This is a genomic window from Nostoc sp., from assembly GCF_036917815.1.
Lineage (GTDB): Bacteria > Cyanobacteriota > Cyanobacteriia > Cyanobacteriales > Nostocaceae > Nostoc.
The window spans coordinates 30,855-52,773 of sequence record NZ_JBALEK010000015.1 but is presented as its reverse complement, the minus strand read 5'-3'; the positions used below and the strand labels follow the sequence as shown (position 1 = coordinate 52,773).

The 21,919-nt window shown below is 42.1% G+C and carries 9 protein-coding genes; 2 read left to right on the top strand and 7 right to left on the bottom strand.

Features of this window, described 5'->3' with window-relative positions; all coding sequences use genetic code 11:
- The first annotated feature begins 19 nt into the window (after nucleotides 1-19).
- Nucleotides 20-481, top strand: coding sequence for a hypothetical protein (locus V7K97_RS04615; protein ID WP_334799512.1), 462 nt, complete (start codon nucleotides 20-22; stop codon nucleotides 479-481).
- Nucleotides 482-583: 102 nt separating this feature from the next.
- Here V7K97_RS04615 and V7K97_RS04610 read toward each other — a convergent pair whose 3' ends face one another.
- The 5 genes from V7K97_RS04610 to V7K97_RS04590 all read right to left on the bottom strand — a co-directional run bounded on the left by V7K97_RS04610 (nucleotide 584) and on the right by V7K97_RS04590 (nucleotide 17,419).
- Complete coding sequence (locus tag V7K97_RS04610) at nucleotides 584-4,819, bottom strand: non-ribosomal peptide synthetase (protein ID WP_334799511.1); 4,236 nt, start codon at nucleotides 4,817-4,819, stop codon at nucleotides 584-586.
- Complete coding sequence (locus V7K97_RS04605) at nucleotides 4,816-9,351, bottom strand: amino acid adenylation domain-containing protein (RefSeq protein WP_334799510.1); 4,536 nt, start codon at nucleotides 9,349-9,351, stop codon at nucleotides 4,816-4,818. The genes V7K97_RS04610 and V7K97_RS04605 overlap by 4 nt, the downstream gene beginning before the upstream one ends.
- 66 nt (nucleotides 9,352-9,417) lie before the next feature.
- The gene (locus tag V7K97_RS04600; protein ID WP_334799509.1) at nucleotides 9,418-10,416 is read right to left on the bottom strand and encodes a cupin-like domain-containing protein; all 999 of its coding nucleotides are present in this window, start codon (nucleotides 10,414-10,416) and stop codon (nucleotides 9,418-9,420) included.
- Nucleotides 10,417-10,450: 34 nt separating this feature from the next.
- Nucleotides 10,451-15,388, bottom strand: a complete 4,938-nt coding sequence (locus tag V7K97_RS04595; protein WP_334799508.1) for an aminotransferase class III-fold pyridoxal phosphate-dependent enzyme — start codon at nucleotides 15,386-15,388, stop codon at nucleotides 10,451-10,453.
- Nucleotides 15,389-15,391: 3 nt separating this feature from the next.
- Nucleotides 15,392-17,419, bottom strand: coding sequence for a non-ribosomal peptide synthetase (locus V7K97_RS04590; RefSeq protein WP_334799507.1), 2,028 nt, complete (start codon nucleotides 17,417-17,419; stop codon nucleotides 15,392-15,394).
- 1,124 nt (nucleotides 17,420-18,543) lie between these two features.
- On the opposite strand from V7K97_RS04590, the gene ilvC reads away from it, so the two are divergent.
- Entirely contained in the window at nucleotides 18,544-19,539 is a 996-nt protein-coding gene (gene ilvC / locus V7K97_RS04585; RefSeq protein ID WP_334799506.1) for a ketol-acid reductoisomerase, read from the top strand.
- Between the two features lie 112 nt (nucleotides 19,540-19,651).
- Here the strand turns inward: ilvC and V7K97_RS04580 are convergent, their stop codons facing one another.
- Nucleotides 19,652-20,503 carry a sterol desaturase family protein gene (locus tag V7K97_RS04580; RefSeq protein WP_334799505.1) on the bottom strand — a complete coding sequence of 284 codons (852 nt, stop codon included), beginning with the start codon at nucleotides 20,501-20,503 and terminating at the stop codon, nucleotides 19,652-19,654.
- A 38-nt stretch (nucleotides 20,504-20,541) separates the two neighbouring features.
- A complete protein-coding gene (ovoA, locus tag V7K97_RS04575; protein WP_334799504.1) occupies nucleotides 20,542-21,879 on the bottom strand; it encodes a 5-histidylcysteine sulfoxide synthase in 1,338 nt (445 codons plus the stop codon).
- Between the last annotated feature and the right edge of the window lie 40 nt (nucleotides 21,880-21,919).

The window sequence follows — 21,919 nt, the reverse complement described above, 5'->3', positions numbered from 1 at the left end:
AACACAAGGAGAATCAAGTATGTACATAAATAATTTTTACCGTTTCATGATTCTGATGGGTTTGACTTTCCCCATCCCACTGGGGATTTTGACACCTCCAGTATTTGCCGAAACTGGCAATCTAGCACAAACTACTGTAACTCCAACTGGAGCTACTATCTCATACAGTTTCCCGAATGAAGGAATTACGTACACAACAAATGGTGCTTTTACTTACAAGGGTCTGATCTTCCAACCCAAAGACATTAACATAGTCACCTCAGCGATCGGCAAACAAATAACTGTCACGATCGCAAATGGAGTTGACACCCTCACAACATTTACACTTCTTTTACCTAATAACCCGATCCAGAATAGTAATACCCAAATCACGGCTGTAGGAATTATCAACAACTTCGTCGCTCCTAAAACAAACAACAACTCTTACACTCTCCTCAATGGCACAGCCTCCATCCTAACCGCCAATCCAGCTACTAATTGATGGTGCGATCGCATTAAGAACACGAATCAGTGTAAGATTCAGATCCCCTGACTTGATAAACAACCTTTAATTCGCTATGTTTAATTGCGAATAAGAGGTTATTTATTTTTGTAAAGTTTGATGTTCCCTATTCAGGCAATCATTTAATTTTTCAGATAAAATTAAGACATGGGGTAATGACATGATGCTATCGTGAGAACCAGGAGTTTTGTAAATTTCTATTCCACCCGCAGCTAGTTCTTTCCATTTATCTATGAGATAATACTCTTGGGCGGGTCTTTCCATTGCCCAAAATAGTGTTATTTTTCCATTGTAATCCTTTGCTATGTAAGCTCTTTCCGCTTGAATATTAGCATCTCGAACAGCTAAATCTAGCACAGAAATAGGTAAAGGTAATTGCATCTTCAGATGAAGTTTGTAAATAATTTCCCTGAGAAAATTTTGCAATCTCTGATTGACCCGATCAACAAAAAACATAAGTTGCTGTTTTGGTTCTAAGCTAACAATATGACTAGTATTCCTTTTTATTATGTCTTGCCCATTAATTAGGAAATGACTGAAACGCTTTTTCAATTTCTCTACGAAAGACCGTTTGATATTTCCACCTGTTTTTACTTGGGGAGGATAACAATCAAATAAAGCTAGCAATTCTACCTTTTCCCCTTGTGTTTCTAGTTGTCTAGCCATTTCAAATGCTACCGTACCTCCTATACACCAGCCACCCAAGAAATAAGGGCCTTGAGGTTGAATAGTACGTATTTCTTTGATATAGTGGGCTGCCATATCTTCTATGCGAGTATAAGGAGCCTGTTTTCTATCTAAACCCTGTGCTTGTAGCCCATAGACTGGCCGATCTAAATCTAAATTACCCAGTAGTGTACGGCTGTGGAAAAGATTTCCATATAGTGAATGGATATAGAAAAAAGGTAGTTTAGATCCCTGTAGTTGAATGGGAATTAATGAAGACCAACGGGTTGAGCATCCTTGTTTGCGGAGAATATTAGTTAGTTGTTCAATAGTAGGAGATTGAAAGAGAATAGCTGTAGGTAGATTTTCACCAAATATCCTATTAATTTGAGAAAACAGACGTATTGCAAGTAATGAATGTCCTCCCAAATCAAAAAAATTATCTTTTATGCCAATAGGATTAATATTTAAAACATTTTCCCAGATTTTAGTTAACTGAAGTTGTAATGGATCTTCTGCTGTAGCAAAAGTTTTTTCTATTTCAACATTAGCTAAATTATCTACAGGTAAGGCTTTGCGATCAACCTTGCCATTAGTATTAAGTGGCAAAGTATCCAGGATGACAAAGACTGAGGGAACCATGTAATTCGGTAGCTTCATCTGCAAGAAATTACGTAGTTCTGCGATCGCAATTACTTGCTCTGAATTAGGAACTACATAACCAACTAAGCGTTTTTCTCCAGGAACAACTTCTGGTGCTATGACTATAGCCTGCTTTACCCCAGGATATTGGGCTATGGCTAACTCCACCTCGCCCAGTTCGATACGGAAACCGCGAATTTTTACTTGGTCATCAATCCGTTCCAGATACTCAAGGTTCCCATCGGCGCGATAGCGAACTAAATCCCCTGTTTTGTAGAGTCGAGCATTCGGCTCTTGGCTAAATGGGTTGGAGATAAATCTTTCTTTAGTAAGTTCAGGTCGATTCAGATAACCCAGCGTTACACCCGCACCACCGATATACATTTCACCGGGAACTCCCACAGGCACAGGCTGCAAAAAGCTATCCAACAGATAAATTTCAGTATTGGCAATGGGCTGACCAATTAGAGGAATTCCATCTTTGGGAATCGAATAGCAGGTAGACCAGACTGTTGTTTCGGTAGGTCCGTACATATTCCAGACACTCTGGGTACGATTCACCAATTCCTTTGCTAAAGCTGGTGACAAAGCTTCCCCGCCACATAGAATCTTTAGATGTTGGGAACCTTGCCATCCAGCAGCTAGCAGTAGTTGCCAGGTTGCGGGAGTAGCCTGCATAACTGTTGCTTTGGAATCGTTGAGAGTTGTAAGCAGTTTCTCTCCATCTGTAGCGACTTCACGACTGACTATTAAAGTAGTTGCCCCCACAATTAACGGCAAGAATATTTCTAGAACAGCAATATCAAAAGAGAGTGTAGTGACCGATAGCAGAATATCTTGCTGAGTTAAGCCTGGTCGCTCACGCATACTTGCTAGGAAGTTAACAACGGTTCGGTGAGGAACTTTTACACCTTTAGGTATTCCTGTAGAGCCGGAAGTGTAAATTACATAAGCAAGGTTTTCAGGTGTTATATCTTTGTCACAGACCAGGTTTTCCTGATCCTGCTCAACAATAAACTGAAAATCAGCATCAATTTCTACTAACTTAGCGGTGTGTTTGGGTAAAAACTCTACAAGCCGTTGTTGAGTTAATAATACCTTCGCTTGCGAGTCTTCCAGTATAAATGCTATACGCGCTTCTGGATGCTTTGGATCTAGCGACAGATAAGCTGCACCAGCTTTGAGAATGCCTAATACCCCCACTACCATTTCTAAAGAACGGTCTAGACAAATTCCTACTAGCTCGTTAGGTTGAACTCCCAGCGATCGCAGATAATGAGCTAATTGATTAGCACGACTATTGAGTTCACGGTAGGTAAGTTGTTCGTTTCCAAATACAACTGCTACAGCATCAGGTGTACTTTCGACCTGTGCCTCAATCAGTTGATGAATACACGCCTGTTTCGGATAGTCGGTTTGAGTATTATTCCAGTCAAGAAATAACTGCTGCTGTTCGGCTGGCGTTAATAGGGGCAACTCTGAGATACGTTGCTCTGGGTTCGCAAGAATACCTGCTAGCATTGTTTGGAAATGTCCAAGCATCCGAGCGATCGCGGCTTCATCGAATAAGTCAGTATTGTATTCAAAGGAAGCTCTCAATCCTTTGCCCGTATCCCGCATCACCAGGGTTAAATCAAATTTTGCCGTGCCACTGTGGGTGTAACCAAAGGTCGAGGCAATTTTCAAACCTGCTACTTCTCGCTCCGCCCCCTTTGTCCAAGGGGGATTCATGGCGAACATTACTTGAAATAGTGGTGAATGACTGCGATCGCGTTCCGGGTTAAGTTCTTCCACCAATTTTTCAAAAGGGAAATCCTGGTGTTCATAAGCACCTAAAGCAACCTGACGCACTTGATCGAGTACTTCCCGAAAACTGGGATTGCCGGAAAGGTCAGTCCGCAAGATTAAGGTATTGACAAATAAACCCATCAATCCTTCGGTTTCTACCTGATTACGACCGGCAATTGGGGAGCCAACAAGAATATCCTCTTGTCCTGTATAGCGATAGAGCAATATCTTGAAGGCTGCTAATAAAGTCATGAACAGTGTTACCCCTGACTGCTGACTCAAAGCCTTGAGCGCATCAGTCAACACCTGTGGTATCATCTGGCGACAGATTTCGCCTGAGCAAGTTTGAACAGGTGGCCGTGGGCGATCGCTGGGCAGTTCTAGTATGGGCAGGTTGCCACTTAACTTTTGCTTCCAATAATCAAGCTGAGATTCTAGGACTGCACCTTGCAGCCACTCACGCTGCCAGTGAACGAAGTCAGTATACTGGATAGATAATTCCAGCAATGGCGAGGGTTTGCCAGCAGCAAAGGCTTCATAAAGTGCTGTGAGTTCCTGAAAGAAAACCTCTGAAGACCAGCCATCTGCAATAATATGATGCAGAATCAGCAGCAACACATGCTCTTTTTCGGTTAGGCGTAGCAGTTTCAAACGGAACAATGGCCCTTTAACCAGATCGAAGGTTTGTTGAGCTTCCTCGGCAGCCCATCTTTTGTCTTCAATTTCCCGCACTTCTAGAGGTAAGTGACTCAAATCGACAAGCGGCAGATTCAGGGTTATATCTGGAGATATGACTTGACTGGGTTCCCCATCTATGGATTTAAAAGTAACTCGTAGGATTTCGTGGCGGCGGACAATTTCAACTAGACATTGCTCCAGTAGTGCAATATTCAGTGAACCGGTGAGGCGATAGGCTAGCGGTATGTTGTAGACAGAGTTACGAGGATCGAATTGCTCTAAAATCCATAAGCGTTGTTGAGCAAAAGAAAGAGGGAGTTTGCCATCTCTAATATGAGGTAATATCCGGGGAAGATTGTTACTACTAGCAGAGTTAGCCTGGAGGAGAAATTCTAGGATTTCGGCTTTCCGTTCTCGCATCTGCGCCAGCAAAGCTGGTGTCAAGCTTTCCTTAGCAGCTCGATAGCGCAGGCTACCGCCTTCAACCCATAATTTCACATCTAGATGACGTAGTTCTGATAAAAACTCATGAATGGTTTTCATAGTTGTCCCTCTTCGTAGTCGCTCATAGTCTCAGTCTGAGAAGCTTGGGAATTTTGCGTTGCCCATTGCAGTGTTTCAACTCGTTCAGCTAAGTCAGCTACAGTTGGTACTTCAAATAAGTTGAGTAAAGGTATTTCTACTTGAAATGTTTGACGCAACCGGGAAGTGACTTGAATCGCCAGTACTGAATGTCCACCTAACTCAAAGAAGTTGTCGTGAATGCCGATATTTTCTAAGTTGAGGACTTGTGACCAAATGCCAGCAATCTGCTGTTCAACTAAGGTGCGAGGTGCAACGTAACCCTCCGCGAGTTCTGGACGAGCAAAATCGGGTATTGGTAGAGCCTTCCGATCAACCTTGCCATTCGGGGTAAGGGGCATTACATCCAGCGTCACAAAGGTAGCAGGCACCATATAATTTGGTAGCTTTTCCTTCAAGAACTGGCGTAACTGTGGGATTAGTTGATTATTTGCTGCCTGCTTTTGCATGGGGCTATTAGCATAAGCACTCCACGACTGAGGTCTTACTTGATTAACTGTCTGCGAATCGATGACAACAGCGTGTGCCCCTTTGAGAGCAATTCGTGTAAAAACAGCCTCAAAGTAGCCATCTTTAGCAGCATTTGAGCATCTGATGTCTACGTCGTAGGGTAAACTTTCACCCAATGCCCAGAGATTTTCTGGATCGATACCTGCTGGTAACTTCTCCAATGCTTTGATTACATCTGCAACAGTTTCTAATTGGCTATCGCCTTTCAGTAACGCCAAAGCTTGAACTTCTTTCTGAATTCGAGCGTTGGGAATTTTTTTAATGCAATAATAATCTGGCTGAGTTTCTTCTAAAACTTGCCGCACATCCGCTACTGTCAAGTTTTCATCTAGCCAGTCATGCCATGTTGCTTCAATAGCTGTGGTTGCTTCTGGTTCAATGTGCAGAAATACATCATAGTGAAACTGGGTTGTCTCATTCCAAATATGACCACGACGCAACTTGATATCAATATGTCCAATGGCCGGAATATACTGTTTCAGGGCATAAAAAAAATCTGGATCAACAACTAGTTCATCTTCATTACGAACTCGATTTTCAGCAATGTTTCTCAGTTTTTCGACTGACATTGATGAGGATGAGTTTTTTAGCTGCTCGGCAGTATGATAAGCTTCCAAGAGTCCATAGCTTTGGACATCACCGACGTAAATCCAACCCCCTGATTTTACTGCCTCAACAGCATTTTTTAAGACTTGCAGGAAATAATTAATATCTGGGAAATATTGCACAACTGAGTGAATAATTACCGTATCAAAGGAATCTGGCTCAATTCCTTGAAAATTATCTGCTGCTCGGTGGTCAAGGACAATTTCTGGTAATTTTCTCTCAGATATTTGCAGTTGCTTCTCTAATTCTTGCAAGGCTGAGGCAGCATAATCTGTGCCAAAGTAATACGTACAATTTGAAGCAATTTCTAATAGAATTTGACCTGTTCCACAACCAATTTCCATCACTCGACTGGGTTGCAGACCGATAATTCGTTCTACAGTTTGGTCTAGCCATTCTTGGACTTGCTCTTCAAAATTATCTTGATTACTTAACTGCTTGATAATGGCGGCATCGCCTAATGTTTGGTCTTGTAAAGATTCTGGTGAGGTGTTCTTTAAACCTGATTCATATAGTAAATCCCACCTTTGATTCCAGGCTTGGATATGTTGAATACTGCTATCAGATTCCGATGAAGACTCAACTTCAGATGGTGTTTTTGGAACTAGATAAGCGACTAAAGTTTTCTCATCTGAGATATCTTCCCGCACAACAACAACGGCTTCTTTCACACCTGGATGTTGACCTATCACCGTTTCAATTTCACCCAATTCAATCCGAAAACCGCGAAGTTTCAACTGATTGTCAATTCGTTGCAGATACTCAAGGTTGCCATCGGCGCGATAACGAACTAAATCACCTGTTCTATAGAGTCGAGCATCAGCTTCTTGGCTGAATGGGTTGGAAATAAACCTTTCTGTAGTTAACTCAGGTCTATTTAAATAACCCAGCGCTACACCTGCACCACCAATATAAAGTTCACCAGCAACTCCCACAGGCACGGGCTGCTGGTAAGCATCCAATAGATAAATTTCAGTATTGGCAATGGGCTGACCAATCAGGGGGATTCCGTCTGCTTGAATCTGATAGCAGGTAGACCAAATTGTTGTTTCGGTTGGCCCGTACATATTCCAAACACTGTGGGCACGATTCACCAATTCCTTGGCTAAAGTGGGTGGTAATGCTTCCCCACCGCAGAGAATCTTGAGTTGTTTGGAACCATGCCAGCCAGCCGCCAGCAGCAATCGCCAGGTTGCAGGAGTGGCCTGCATGACTGTTGCTCCTGAATAGTTGAGAGTTTTAAGCAGTTTCTCCCCATCCATAGCCACCTCACGGCTGACTATCAGAGTAGTTGCCCCCACGATTAACGGCAAGAATATTTCCAGACCGGCAATATCAAAGGAGAGAGTGGTGACAGATAGCAAAACATCTTGCTGCGTCAACCCTGGTTGCTCACGCATACTTCCCAGGAGGTTGACAACATTTTGGTGAGAAACTTTTACGCCCTTGGGCTTTCCTGTGGAGCCGGAAGTGTAGATGATGTAAGCGAGATTTTCAGCAGTTGCTAGGTAAGTGGGTTTGTGAGTTGGATAATGGGCAATTTTTTCTCCATCTGTATCCAAAGAAACCACCTGTACTTGACTCTCTGGTAACAAATCAAGTAAGTTGCCTTGGGTAAGTAACACGGATACTTGAGCATCATCAAGCATGAAAGTCAAGCGTTCTTTGGGATAGGTGGGGTCTAAGGGGACATAAGCACCACCTGCCTTGAGTAGACCTAGCAGTGCGATCGCAATTTGTGTTGACCGTTCCAAAGAAATACCAACTAGCACTCCCGGCTTGACTCCCAAGGATTGGAGATAATGAGCAAGCTGATTGGCACGCTGATTGAGTTCCAGATAAGTCAGTTGTTGATTTTGAAACACAACAGCGATCGCATCTGGTGTTCGCTCAACTTGAGTTTCAAACAACTGGTGAATGGATTTCTCTTCAGGATAAGCTGTTTGTGTATTGTTCCATGCTGCTAACAACTGTTGCTCAGTGGTTGGCAAGATTGGCAATTTGGCAATAATTTGATTGGGATTAGCAACTATACCTGCTAAAAGAGTCTCAAACTCTGCCATCCGGCGACGGATAGTATCAGCATCAAATAAATTGGTGTTGTACTGACATTCTAGGGTAAGCTGACCACGCAATTCTGTAGCATTAATAAACAGTTCAAAATTCTCGAAGGCGCGAGGATTGGAGAAAAACTCTACCTCCAGCCCTGCAAATGGCAAACTGTTTCCATCTAAGCCCTGATCGATATTGAAAGTAATTGGTACTAAGGGAATACGACTAGAATCCCGTGGAAACACTAATTTTTTGATTAGACTACCAAAGGTAAATTGTTGGTGGTCGTAGGCATCTAATACAGCCGATCGCCGCGTTTGCAAGTAGTCACTAAAGGATTTTTCCCCATCAATGCGGCTACGCAATGGTAGTAAATTAACGCAGTGACCTACGAGATTATATTGACCTAAAGCGGCTTGTCCGGCGGCGGAAATACCTACAACCAAGTCGTTCTGTCCTGTCACACGGTGGAGCCACACCTCAAATCCTGACAAGATGGTAGTCATAAAACTACAACCAAGTTTTGTTCCTAGTTGTTTGAGGTTGACAACTAGTTCGGGATTTAAACGCCAATCTTCGCGGGCGGCGTTAAAGGTTCTAAATAATGGACGAGGGCGATCGCTGGGGAAATCGACTACCGGCACAGAATCGGAGAATTGATCTAACCAATATTGTTCTATAGCGATCGCTTCTGAACTTTGAGCTTCATCTTCTTGTAAGGTCGCATATTCACTGAAGGGTTCTGGTTCTTCCAATTCAGCAACAATACCCTGTTGCAAGCCAGAATAGAGTTTACCCACATCTGGCATCAACACCGCCCATGACCAACCATCGCAAATAATATGATGGGCAGTCAAAATGGCTAAATGCTCTTGGGGATGCAATTTGACAATTTTTGCCCGAAATAGAGGGCCGTGTTCTAAATCAAAGGGTTGCCCTACCTCTTGTTGCCAGATACTAGCTATTTTTGTCTCTTGCTCCTGTGGCTCTAGTCCAGAAAGATCGATGATGGGGATTTCTATTTTCAGGGAAGAAACAATGCAGAGTGTATTGCCATCTGTACTAAAGGTTGTCCGTAACGCTTCATGACGTTGGACTAATTGTTGCACAGCAGACTGGAGAGATTCTACATCCAGATTTCCTTTTAATCGCAAAGATTGGGATTCGTTATAAGCACAATTCGCACTGTCTCCCATTTGCACAGAAGCCCAAATTTCTTTTTGAGATTCGGTTGCGGGAGCAGTTAATAATAATTCTCCATCTGAAAATGGATCGAAATCAACAGATGTTAATGCAGATTGTGAATTCCAGGGTAATAAACTCATAAAAACCTTTGATGTTCTAGTCTTTTTTAAATGGCTCAGAAATGCGGATATCTTAACTGAATACGATTAACGATGAAACAAATTGCTTAACTTGATTGCTGATTTTTCTAAAACATTCAGCCTTTTTACTCCTGAACGTAGTAATTCAAATTTGTTTTTTGGTTGACGCTTAGATAAGATTCCCAGTGCCAATATTTTGGCGTAATCTTTGATTGCAGATTGACCGGGTGGGGTTGGTTCTAAACCTAACTTTCGGAGATAATGGTTAATTTGATAAATCCTCGCTTGTAAATCGAATGACCGCATACAGAAATTGATACTGAAAGAAACAGAAACATTACTACCATTTTTAACCCAATGAGGTGCTAGGACTGGATGGTGAACTGCTTTACCTGGAGTTAAATGATAAACGTTAGCTTTTGTTTGTTTTTCTTCTGTGTAGTTCGCTGAATCCAACTGTCCAATGTAATATTGTTCAATCTGTTTCTCCGTTAGGACTGAGCGATCGCGTGGATTGAAGAGATTCATATCCTTATCGCCATGAATCTGAAATAGGAAATTTGATTCATGGTCAATGTGGTAAGGAGTAATTGAATAAGGAGAGGCGATAAAGACGTAGGCATCCAGCCAGGTGATTTCTTTTCGTAAGGGTACGCCCGTCAGTTCTTCCAGTTCAAGTACAATCTGCTCTAGGAGGATGTTGTATTCGGGGTCAAGCTGGGCGCTTTTCAGCAATATCCAAGAACCTGATTCTTCAATGCGTGCGATCGCTTCTAAAACTTGCTTTTTACGCGGTACTTCTGACCATTTTAGGTTGACTGGGATTTGACCGACTTGACAAGCAATCTTTCCAGCTTCACCTTTACTCAAAATGGTATTAGCTAGTTCGACCAAGCGGGGAATCTCAAATAAGGGATGTCCTGCAAGGTTATGCGAAAACATAAAAGATGAAAGATTGAATTCCTCACGAAATTGTGGTATCTCTGTCTCGATAATGGGAGTAGGAAATTTCTGGGCGGAAGCAAGCAAATCTAGCTGCTTAGATGATGAATTTGCTAGTGACATATCAGTTTTTTAGTAAATATTTACTACCCCCGTTTCAGGAAACACTGGCAACTTGTAGGTATTTGCCGGGTCGCTCAGTATCGGGAATATACCAGGCGGGGTTCCCTTGAGGATCTCGTCCTAATTTGGCATTAGCTTGCGGAGGACGATTGCGTAGGCTGTTATTGGGAACTTCGCGGTTTGTTAATTCTATAGACGGTGCAGACAAGAAACCAGCAGACTGCATTTCAGCAATACTTTCTTTCAAGGCTGCCATTACGAAAGCTAGATCGGCTTCGGAATGGGCTGTCGTCAAGAAGCAAGGACGATGATCCCAAGTATGTACTCCCTTATCCCGCAGCAAGTAAAACAGCAAATCTCCGTAGGGAAACTCTGGTGCAGACTTCACCATGAAGAGGGAGCCGAAATTATAAGCTGTGAACGGAGCCTGAACTTGTTGGAAATAACCCATAAGTTCCGCTACAAACTTATCGGTTCTGGCATTGAGATTTTGCTGTAAGCTAGGGCCACTCTGCTTTAAATGCTGAAGTACTGCTTTGGCGGCTGCTAGCGCTAGAGGATGGCGGACGAAGGTACCAGCAAAGTAAGTCACGCCTACCTCTGGAACAGAGTCATCGCCAAACTGCCAAAACCCACCATCTAGAGCATCCATATATTGTGATTTGCCGGCAATGACTCCAATTGGTAGCCCACCGCCCACAATCTTGCCGTAGGTTGCTATATCCGCCTGTATACCAAAATGTGCCTGAGCGCCACCTGGATGAATTCTGAATCCAGTCACGATTTCATCAAAAATCAGGGCAATACCAGCTTCCTGAGTGAAATCACGCAATTGCTGAAGGAATTCCTTGGGCTGGTATTCAGGGCGACGGCTTTGTACAGATTCCACCATCACTGCTGCTAACTCATCAGCCCGACTTCTGAGGATTTCTAGAGACTCAGGCGAATCATAGTCCACCACCAAAATGTTCTCTACCATTTCTGGTGGGATACCAGGAGCAGCCGGAATTGACCGGAGTTTTTTTGTACCCCGAACAATGACTTCATCTAAAATACCGTGATAAGCTCCAGAAAAGATGGCGATTAAGTTACGCCCTGTGATGGTGCGTGCCATCCGCATCGCTCCTAGAACCGCTTCTGAACCTGTGTTGCAAAAGGCTGCTCGGTCAAAGTTGGTCAACTCACACATCAGCTTCGCCACTTCGCCAACTAAGGGCGTTTGCGGGCCAATTTCCATGCCGAGTTTTAGTTGTGCTTCAATTGCTTCGGTAATAAAAGGTGGCGACCAACCAAACAAATTCAAGCCAAACCCATTGCTTAAATCGACATATTCATTACCATCAACGTCCCAAAGTTTAGAACCTGATGAACGAGATACAACGATGGGGTAAACCATCTCTTTCATCGTCGGGTTAAAGCCAGAAACAGTTCTTGGATCTGCCAAATAAGGGCGATGAGATTGAGTGTATTCTTTGGATTTTTGAGTCCTTTTTGTATATCTTTGGATAATTTTTTCTAGATGAGTGCGTTGTTGTGCTGTCAGAGTTTTAGTCTGAGTCTTTTCAATTCGAGCCGCCGCACCAAACGCCTTTTTAACACCATTTGATTCTGGATCTACCGATGCTGATTCTTTACTAGTTTGGGTTGGTGGGATGGATACAATATTTTCTGGCTTGACACCATTATTTTGAGATGTCGCTACAGGTACAACTGGGATTGTTACAGATTGACTGTTGTTACCCAATAGCGCCAATTGCTGAGTCATGATTTGTAGCTGCTGATTAATCACATTTTCTAGGGAACTGGATGCAGCAGTTTGGGGAGAAATCTGAGGTGCAGATCCATTTGTATGAACTTCATGCACTACCAAAGTGGGTGATGTGATTACAGGTGTTGGTAATGGTATTTCTGGAGTTGGTTCTGCGACGGTTTCTATTAATCCTAATGCGGATAAAGTTTCGGGAGACAAGGCTTGATTGATCAAGTCAGCTAGCGTTACTAAATTCGGGCAAATTTCTAGTAACTGCCTAAGTGTTACCTTGACTTTAAATTTTTTCTTCAAAGCTAACCCGACTTGCGTCAGAGATAAGGAATCTAACCCCATTTCTAAAAATGTTGTCGAGTTGTCAATACTAGCTATTTCCAATCCCGATGTTTCTTCGATAATTTCTTTTAGTAGTGGAATGAGCTTTTGCTGAGGGAATGTTGTCATAGTTTGGGTCTTTTCTAATAACTGGGGATTTGGAAGTTTGGGAGTTGCTGCGCGATTGGGATGAGGTGGAGGATCAATCCAGAAGCGTTGGCGTTCAAAGGGATAAGTAGGTAGAGGAATTCGTTGTCGCGTTTCCCTTTGATAGAAGTTGCTCCAGTCAATAGATACTCCTGTTAGCCACAGTTGTCCTACTGCTTTGAGTAATGCCGTCCATTCAGCTTCGTTCTCTGCGTTATCACTTAGGGAAGGAATCGCTATCTGTTGTTTAATATCTTTTGCTTGTTGGCGGGCTAAGGTCGTAGTTGTGATTCGTGGCCCAACTTCTAACAGTATGCGTTCTCGCTGCTGCCATAAGGTTTGTACGCCTTCGGCAAATCGCACAGTCTGGCGTAGATGTGTAGCCCAATACATCGGATCAGTTGCTTGCTGGGCTGTAATCCAGTCGGCGGTAACTGTGGAAACAAAGGGGATTTGGGGTGGCGATAATTTAACCTTTCCAACTACCTCAGCAAAGGGGACAATAATGCTATCCATCATTGGGGAATGGAAAGCGTGGGAAGTGTGTAAATGGCGACAGACAACTTCTTCGCTTTCTAATTGTTTTTGGAGAATCGCCATCGCCTCTGTGGGGCCAGAAACTACACACAGGGAAGGGCCGTTAATTGCGGCGATCGCTAGTTCTGAACTCAATCGCGGCTCTACCTCTTTGGCTGGTAGGCGCACTGAGAGCATAGCCCCTTCTGGTAACTCCCACATTAAGCGACCGCGATTTGCAACCAACATCAGCGCATCTTCTAAGGTAAATACACCCGCTATACAGGCGGCGACAAATTCGCCAATGCTGTGGCCAATCATGGCTTGGGGCTTGACTCCCCAACTTTGCCACAGTTGCGCTAAAGCATATTCAATGACAAATAATGCTGGTTGAGTAAAGCAGGTTTGCTGTAGGGAGATAGCCGCAGTTTCGCGTAGGCGTAGCCCGCCGTAGGCATCGCTCGGTGCGGGATACATGATTTCTCGTAAATCCCTGCCCAATAAAGGTTTAAGGATTTCAGCACATTCATCTACTACTTCCTGAAATATCGGTTCACGGTTGTAGAGATTTAGTCCCATGTTCACATATTGCGATCCTTGTCCGGGGAACATGAAAACAACGCCTGGATTGCGGATTTCTGTGTGGCGGTTATTTACTTGATTTGGATCTAAAGATTGGAGGGCTGCGATCGCATCTGTTATGTCGTGACAAACTATACTGCGTCGGTAGTTGAAGGCTTTGCGCCCTCGGTGTAAAGTATAAGCGACATCAGCTAAGTTAATTTCGGCATTGTACTGTAAATACTGCTGTAAATTCGCTGTTGCAGCCTCTAAAGCTTTACTAGTTTTTGCCGAGAGCAACAATAGCTGCTGTGGGCGCGAAGCACCTGAACTTGGGATTTGTGGCGCTTCTTCTAGCACTATATGAGCATTAGTCCCGCCGACACCAAAAGAACTCACACCGGCTCGTCGCAAAGTTCCACCTTCTGACCATTCAGTTAGTTTGGTATTGACATAAAAGGGGCTGTTGGCAAAGTCAATTTTGGGGTTGGGAGCCTCAAAATTTAAACTAGGTGGAATCTTTTTATAATGCAGGGCGAGAGCAGTTTTAATTAACCCTGCTACCCCAGCCGCCGCAACTAAATGTCCGACATTGCTTTTAAGAGAGCCGATGGCACAAAATTGTTTAGCATCTGTATGTACACGAAATGCTTGGGTCAGCGCTTCAATTTCAATTGGGTCGCCCAAAGGTGTAGCTGTACCGTGAGCTTCAATATAAGAGATAGTTTCCGGGTGAAAGTTGGCATCAGCTTGCGCCATTGCAACGGCCTCTGCTTGTCCGTCTACACTGGGAGCCGTAAAGCTTACCTTATCAGCGCCATCATTATTGATACTAGAACCCCGAATTACAGCATAGATGCGATCGCCATCATTGAGTGCATCTTCTAAACGCTTGAGGACAACCACTCCTGCACCACTGTTAAACATTGTGCCCTGAGCGCTGGCATCAAAGGGACGACAATGCCCATCCCCAGAGAGCATACTGCCTTCTTGAGCCACATAACCGCTATTTTGAGGTGTAGTCATAGAAACACCACCTGACAAAGCCAAATCGCACTGATAACTGGTTAAGGCTTGGCAAGCTTGAATGACTGCTACCAAAGAAGTGGAACAGGCTGTATTGACGCTGACGGCTGGGCCTTTGAGGTTGAGCTTGTAAGCAGCACGAGTGGTTAAAAAGTCTTTTTCATTCGCTAGCATCGTCTGAAACTCACCGATGCGATCGACAATTTCCATACGACCAGAAATGTGGTTAGCAAAATAAGTATTTTGACCACAACCAGCATACAAACCTATCAAACCCTCAAAAGACTCTGATTCATAACCGGCATTTTCTAGGGCTTCATAAACCAACTCTAGGAAAACTCTGGCTTGTGGGTCCATAACCACAGCTTCCAGTGGATTAATGCCAAAGAAGTCAGCATCAAAGGTTTCGCCCCCAGGAATGATTCCTCTAGCTTTCACGTAGCTCGGATCTTTGCAAAGGTTCGGGTCAATACTAGGGTCTAACTCCTGATCTTGAAAGAAAGTCGTTGATTCTAATCCCTCACACAGATTGCGCCAAAACTCATCGACATTTCCAGCGCCAGGAAATCTCCCTACCATGCCAATAATGGCAACACCATCAATAGGATCTTGGTTATCGGATGCTTGCATATTTACCATTGCTTAAAGAGCTTGCTGATGATTGCGGCGACGAGTACGAGATGCTTGTTGACGTTGGGCGCGATTTTGCAGCTTGTCAGAAGATGGTTGACTGTTCTGATTTGAATGCAAATAGTTTGCTAAAGAGCCAATCGTTGAATACTGAAATAGCTTCACAGCAGGTAGCTCAATACCAAGTTCCTGTTGTACTCGCACAGCAACTTGCAGAATTGAGATTGAAGTTCCTCCCAAATCAAAGAAATTATCATCAATCCCAACGCGATCGATTTTGAGCAGTTCGGACAAAATACCTGCAAGCAGACGCTCTGAATCGGTTTGGGGAGCAATGTACGCTTGTTCCAGTTGCGGACGTTCTCTACTTGGTGCTGGCAATTTATGTCTATCTACTTTGCCATTTGCAGTCAAAGGCAGTGATTCTAAAATCACAAACGCTGATGGCACCATGTAATTAGGTAGTCGTTGTTGTAAGAAACTCCGCAATTTATTGTGTGTATAACTACTGTTATACTGAGGAACAATATAAGCTGTCAACTGCTTTTCACCTATTTCATCTTGACGAGCTAAAACGACAATTTCACGAACATCAGGATGCTGTGCAATTTCCCGTTCAATTTCCCCTAGTTCAATTCGGAAACCGCGAATTTTTACCTGATTGTCAATACGTCCTAAGAACTCGATCTTGCCATCTGGAAGATAACGAGCTAAATCTCCAGTCTTGTAAAGGCGCGTTACCAAATTGCTATCAAAGGAGTGAAAAATAAATTTTTCGGCAGTCAAGTCGGGACGGTTCAAATAGCCTCTAGCTAATCCATCACCACCAATGTACAATTCGCCAGCTTCTCCAATTGATACTCGTTGAAGGTTGTGATCTAATATATAAACTTGGGTATTAGCAATTGGGCGACCAATAGGAATAGAGACATCTGGTTGTAGTGGCGCTGTTATCGGATGGCAGCAGCTAAAAGTTGTATTCTCAGTTGGACCATAACCATTAATTAGCTGGCAGTTATCTACTGTTTGGAGAAACTTCTGTACATGAGGAACAGATAAGACATCGCCACCCGCTAAAAGTTGACGCAAGGATTTTAAAGCATCAATTTTTTCATCCACTATGAGGTGGAACAAGCCGGCTGTTAGCCAAAGAGTAGTAACTTGGTATTGTTGAATAATCTGCGCTAATTCTTCTAAAGACGGTGTATGAGGAGGGTAGATTACTAGCCGCCCACCGTTAAGTAAGCAACCCCAAATTTCAAAAGTTGAAGCATCGAAGGAAATAGGAGCAAGTTGCAGAATTATTTCTTCAGGCGTGAGGTGAGCATAATTAGTTTCTTTGACTAATCTAACGACACCACGATGGATAACACTAACACCTTTGGGTGTACCTGTAGAACCTGAGGTATACATGACATAAGCCAAGTTATCAGCAGTGACGCTAGTGCTTAGGTTCTCTTTTTTATTTTGGGTAATTGCATTCCAATCTGTATCTAGGCAAATTACCAATGCGGTATGAGTGGGTAATTTGGCAACTAATTCTTTTTGAGTTAATAGTACTGATACCTGGGTATCTGACAACATGAAAGCTAAACGTTCTTGTGGATACCCTGGATCTAGAGGTACATAAGCTCCACCTGCTTTGAGGATTGCTAAAAGTGCTACAACCATTTCTAAGGAGCGCTCTATGCAGATTCCTACAAGAATTTCTGCACCTACCCCTAGTGTTTGCAGATGTTGTGCTAGTTGATTAGCACGACAATTCAAATCTCGATAGGTGAGATGCTGATTGTTAAAAATTAGTGCTACAGCATCAGGTGTTTTCTCTACTTGTACTTCAAATAACTGATGAATACACGCTTGCTGAGGATAATCAGTTTGAGTCTGATTCCACTCGACCAGTAGGTGTTTTTCAGATTCTTTCAAGATAGGTAATGTTAAATTATATTGTTCTAATTTATTTTCTGATAATGAGGTTTGACACTCAGATGCCAGTAATTCTTTTTTATTTACAGCCAATGAATCAGTTATTGGTTTCATCTTAAATTTCCGCAAAAAATATATTTTTTGCAATCCGTGTGTTTTTTAAGTAGTGCTGCATTTTTAACTGAATAAATTTATGGGCTAGGGATGCAGTTAATGTCAGTACTAAAATATACAAAATCAGAATGATTACTGGAAGACAAATATTAAAGGTTGTTCCCAAATTCACATGAAAGATACTTTTGTATATTAATGATATAGATTTTTGGATAAACCACTGAACTATGTAAATCGAGTACGTTCTTGTTCCAAGATAAGTGAGTAACGAAGAATTTATGCCAAGTTATTATCAGTTAGTGTTCAATGGCACTAACTCTAAGATTTAGTTCTTTCATTCTGACCTATTTCCTCAAAATCGTAGTTACTTTCAATACATCTTCATTGAAAATTAAAACTTTGAGAGATGGTTTGCAATGGAAGAAAAATATTAGATTTATTCGTAAATGAGAAATGTATACGGTAAAAAGATTTCAGCGATTATAAAGGAATGTGCCTTAGCGTCGCTCGTAACACTAAGTATACGCAAGAATAGGGCTTTGAGCATAACTATAGCGGTTCCCATTCAGATGCAGTACAAGGTTACATCACGAGGTGTAGGGGCACGGCAATGCCGTGCCCCTACGGGTGTACCTCACGTAAATGATAACTGCTATATACACTTGAGGTGATGGACAAGCATCTTCTCCCCCTTTTTGGCTTTTCTCTGACTTGTGCCAGTTCAGGGTGTGGAATGTGGGTTACATTAATTAATATACTTTGATTTATTCTTGCCTACTTACTTAACGCTAACTTGGTACAGGGCAGGTAGCACGGCACTAAGATAACTATTGATACTGATTAAGGAAGCGACTGAGGGCACTTGCTGAAGGGTCTGATTGTGTTCAGGTAGCGTAGTTCCATCTCTTTAACTCCCCCTGAGTTCAAACGGATAAATTCAATAGAGATATGAGTGAAAAAGAATTGTTTTGACGTAGCAGTGCTAGGTCTCTACAAGGGTTCTGGGTAACGCATATTTAATTTCTGGAGATGTCTAATGGCTAATAGTTTATCTGTTACTCAATTTGGGGTAAAATCATAAGTCTGCTAATTAATGATGATGCTTGCTGACAGGAGATGCTTCTATGGCCCGGATGTATTATGACGAAGATGCTAATTTAGACCTTTTGGCTGGAAAAACTATTGCTATTATCGGCTATGGTTCTCAAGGTCATGCCCACGCTCTCAATTTAAAAGATAGTGGTTTGGATGTGATTGTGGGACTATATCCGGGTAGTAAGTCAGTAGCAAAAGCTGAAGCTGCTGGGTTAACTGTGAAAAATGTTGCAGATGCTGCCAATGCTGCTGACTTGATCATGATTTTGTTACCTGATGAAGTGCAAAAAACAATTTACAAAAACGAGATTGAACCGAATCTAGAAGAAGGGAATGTGTTAGCTTTTGCCCACGGTTTCAATATTCACTTTGGGCAAGTTGTACCACCAACTAACGTAGATGTGGTGATGGTAGCACCCAAAGGACCGGGGCATTTGGTACGCCGGACTTATGAACAGGGCGAAGGGGTACCAGCATTATTTGCAGTTTATCAAGATGCCAGTGGTCAGGCACGCGATCGCGCCATGTCTTATGCTAAAGGTATCGGTGGTACACGCGCTGGTGTTCTCGAAACTACTTTCCGTGAAGAAACCGAAACTGATTTATTTGGCGAACAAGCGGTATTGTGCGGTGGTTTGAGTGCTTTAATCAAAGCCGGATTTGAAACTTTGGTAGAAGCTGGTTATCAACCAGAATTAGCTTATTTTGAATGTCTGCATGAAGTCAAGCTGATTGTTGACTTGGTTGTAGAAGGTGGTTTAGCCAAAATGCGCGACAGTATTTCTAATACGGCTGAATATGGCGATTATACCCGTGGTCCGCGGATTGTGACTGAACAAACCAAAGCTGAAATGCAGAAGATTCTCAGCGAAATTCAATCTGGGCAATTTGCACGAGAATTTGTTCTGGAAAACCAAGCTGGTAAACCAGGATTTACCGCTTTACGTCGGAAAGAAGCTGAACATAAAATTGAGGAAGTTGGTAAAGATTTACGCGCTATGTTTAGCTGGCTAAAAAAGGCTTAAACAAAAGAAGGAGCCTAATGACTAAAGTCACTCACTCATTTTGAAGGAGTGGTGGGCATCTTGCCCGCTACTCCAATATGGCAACAACATCCTCGAATACGCTTTAGCTGGGTTATGTATTTTTGGTGTCATTACTAATAGGCGACTTAATGGTTATATACTCGATAAGACTCACAGGAAACATAATTCCCGGCTTCTTAGTAGGAGGATTTAGTGTGTTGAATACTCTGTCCCAAAATCCCTGAATGCCATAGTTTCCATTGAAGCAAGTGTGATGAAGATCGTGAAAATCTGATGGGATGAAAAATATTGACAAAGAACTATGACCTTCTAGATTGTAAGCATTGCCTATAACGCTCCATGCAGATAGTTGAGTGATGTCATATCCAAATATAAAAATAGGCAAAACGTCTGTGAGGGTAACAATAATATATTCAACAAAACTCTTATGCCCAGCAACAAAACTTGATGAGTCACGAAACTCATGATGTTTAAGATGGATTTTCTGCAAGAATCTTGTGTGCAAGAGCCAATGAGCAACATAAAAACAGAAATCAGCAGTAACTATTCTCATCAAGAACCATCCAAAGTTTAGGAGTAAGCTATTTCCTCTATGAACCTCTGGAGCTAGATATAGAATTATTAATGCTGATAAAAAAGCTTTGATTTCTCCTATAATAATGCCTTTCAGACTAAAGGAAGGAAATGGTTGATTTCTGACTTTATTGACCCTTGCAGTCAGCTTATCCCTCAAAACATCGTTGGTTTTGATTCCTTTTTCAATGAGAATGCCAATACTATAAAATGAGATAGAACCAACGAGCCAGTACAACAGCACCTGTGTTATAAAGTTGCTCTCGATATTGTTTAACAGAAAATAGAATATTTGCTGAACAATCGTGCAAGCAATACCGATCTTTAGATAAAATTTTATCTCAAAACAGAAATTCAAAATTTTTTGCATCTCTGTAACCTTATATTATGTGACTGAGGCATATTCTGTTAATCTTTGATATCTTGAACAATGCGAAAACCAGCGTGTTGATAAAAATTGGGACGGAACCAGTTGCGGTAATATTTTAAAGCTTCTGTACCATTAGTTATCCAACATCCTCCTAACATCATTTGATGTTTATCATCAAAAAAGATGGCAGAATTATCTTCATAAAGAAAATGAGGTTCGTATCCTGTAAACGGGGTTAAATTATCATTCAACCATTCCCAAACATTACCTCGTAAATCGTACAATCCAGAGTGAGTTTTTGCACTTTCTAACATCCCGACAGGACTAGGTGAGCCAAACTTTAAGTTAAGATTGAAATTGTCTATGTTTTCTATCAAACCATTATCATAAGTTGCTAAGTGGTACTCGGCTTCACTCATTAAACGAGTATCTTTACCTTGCCAACAACAATAAGCCATTGCTTCATAATGATTGACTTCTACAGGCCAATCTAAGGGTAAATCTATTTCATCAAACATGGCTCGATATTTGTAGCTACTATTTTCATGTAACCAAAATTTGGGACATTGAATATTGTACCGAGTTTTCCAATTCCAAGATTCTTCATCCCAATATTCTTGATTTTCGTAACCACCAGCTTTGATAAAATAGATAAATTCGCCATTGGTAATTAGATATTTAGTAGCGAAAAAAGGTGCAACTTCAACAGTGCGATCGCCATAATCAATATCCCATCCATAAGTTGAATCATCAAAGGCTTTACCAAGTTTTACTACCCCACCAGTAACTTCTATCATTTCGTTCTGGGGAGTGTAACCATTAAAAGGGGCATATTGCCAGTTTTGCGGACGTTTCACTCTCTCAATTGGTAGTTGGCGAATTAACATTGAAGAGGTTTCAATGTGAATACGCTGGTGTTCAATCCCCATCATTAAAGCCCAAAGTGGATGAGTGGGATCAATTGGCAGAGTAATTGGGGTTGTCTTAATTAGTTCGGAAATTACGGAATATGCTTGTTTTCGATACTCCCAAGTCTGTGAAACTTGCGGCCATTGCAGATGAGCGATCGCTTCATTCAATTCCTCTGGTATTTCTGGATCAACTCCAATTTCAAATATGATTTCATAGTCTGGATTTATGCGTTTTTCTAATAAACCCACCCTAATTAATTTATTGATGTAGAAGACAGCCGAATGTCCCAGATAAAAAATTAGTGGATTCCTCAAAGGATCAGGATTGAGATAAAATGTCTTTTCCCCAACCAGACTTTTTAACAACACATCTTCCAGTTGCCAAGCATTGTTAAAATAATCGAGGATAATTTGGTTATTGCAACTATCAAGTTTTGGCGGGTAAGTAGATTGAAAATTGTTCATAGTGTCACTTAAACATTGAAATTAAACTTTGAAGGAGCGA

What these genes read in the sequence shown, in the direction of transcription:
- V7K97_RS04595 (WP_334799508.1), bottom strand. Translation starts at nt 15,388, where the DNA reads ATGGTAAATATGCAAGCATCCGATAACCAAGATCCTATTGATGGTGTT.
- V7K97_RS04600 (WP_334799509.1), bottom strand. Translation starts at nt 10,416, where the DNA reads ATGTCACTAGCAAATTCATCATCTAAGCAGCTAGATTTGCTTGCTTCC.
- V7K97_RS04590 (WP_334799507.1), bottom strand. Translation starts at nt 17,419, where the DNA reads ATGAAACCAATAACTGATTCATTGGCTGTAAATAAAAAAGAATTACTG.
- V7K97_RS04580 (WP_334799505.1), bottom strand. Translation starts at nt 20,503, where the DNA reads ATGCAAAAAATTTTGAATTTCTGTTTTGAGATAAAATTTTATCTAAAG.
- V7K97_RS04605 (WP_334799510.1), bottom strand. Translation starts at nt 9,351, where the DNA reads ATGAGTTTATTACCCTGGAATTCACAATCTGCATTAACATCTGTTGAT.
- V7K97_RS04615 (WP_334799512.1), top strand. Translation starts at nt 20, where the DNA reads ATGTACATAAATAATTTTTACCGTTTCATGATTCTGATGGGTTTGACT.
- V7K97_RS04610 (WP_334799511.1), bottom strand. Translation starts at nt 4,819, where the DNA reads ATGAAAACCATTCATGAGTTTTTATCAGAACTACGTCATCTAGATGTG.
- ilvC (WP_334799506.1), top strand. Translation starts at nt 18,544, where the DNA reads ATGGCCCGGATGTATTATGACGAAGATGCTAATTTAGACCTTTTGGCT.
- ovoA (WP_334799504.1), bottom strand. Translation starts at nt 21,879, where the DNA reads ATGAACAATTTTCAATCTACTTACCCGCCAAAACTTGATAGTTGCAAT.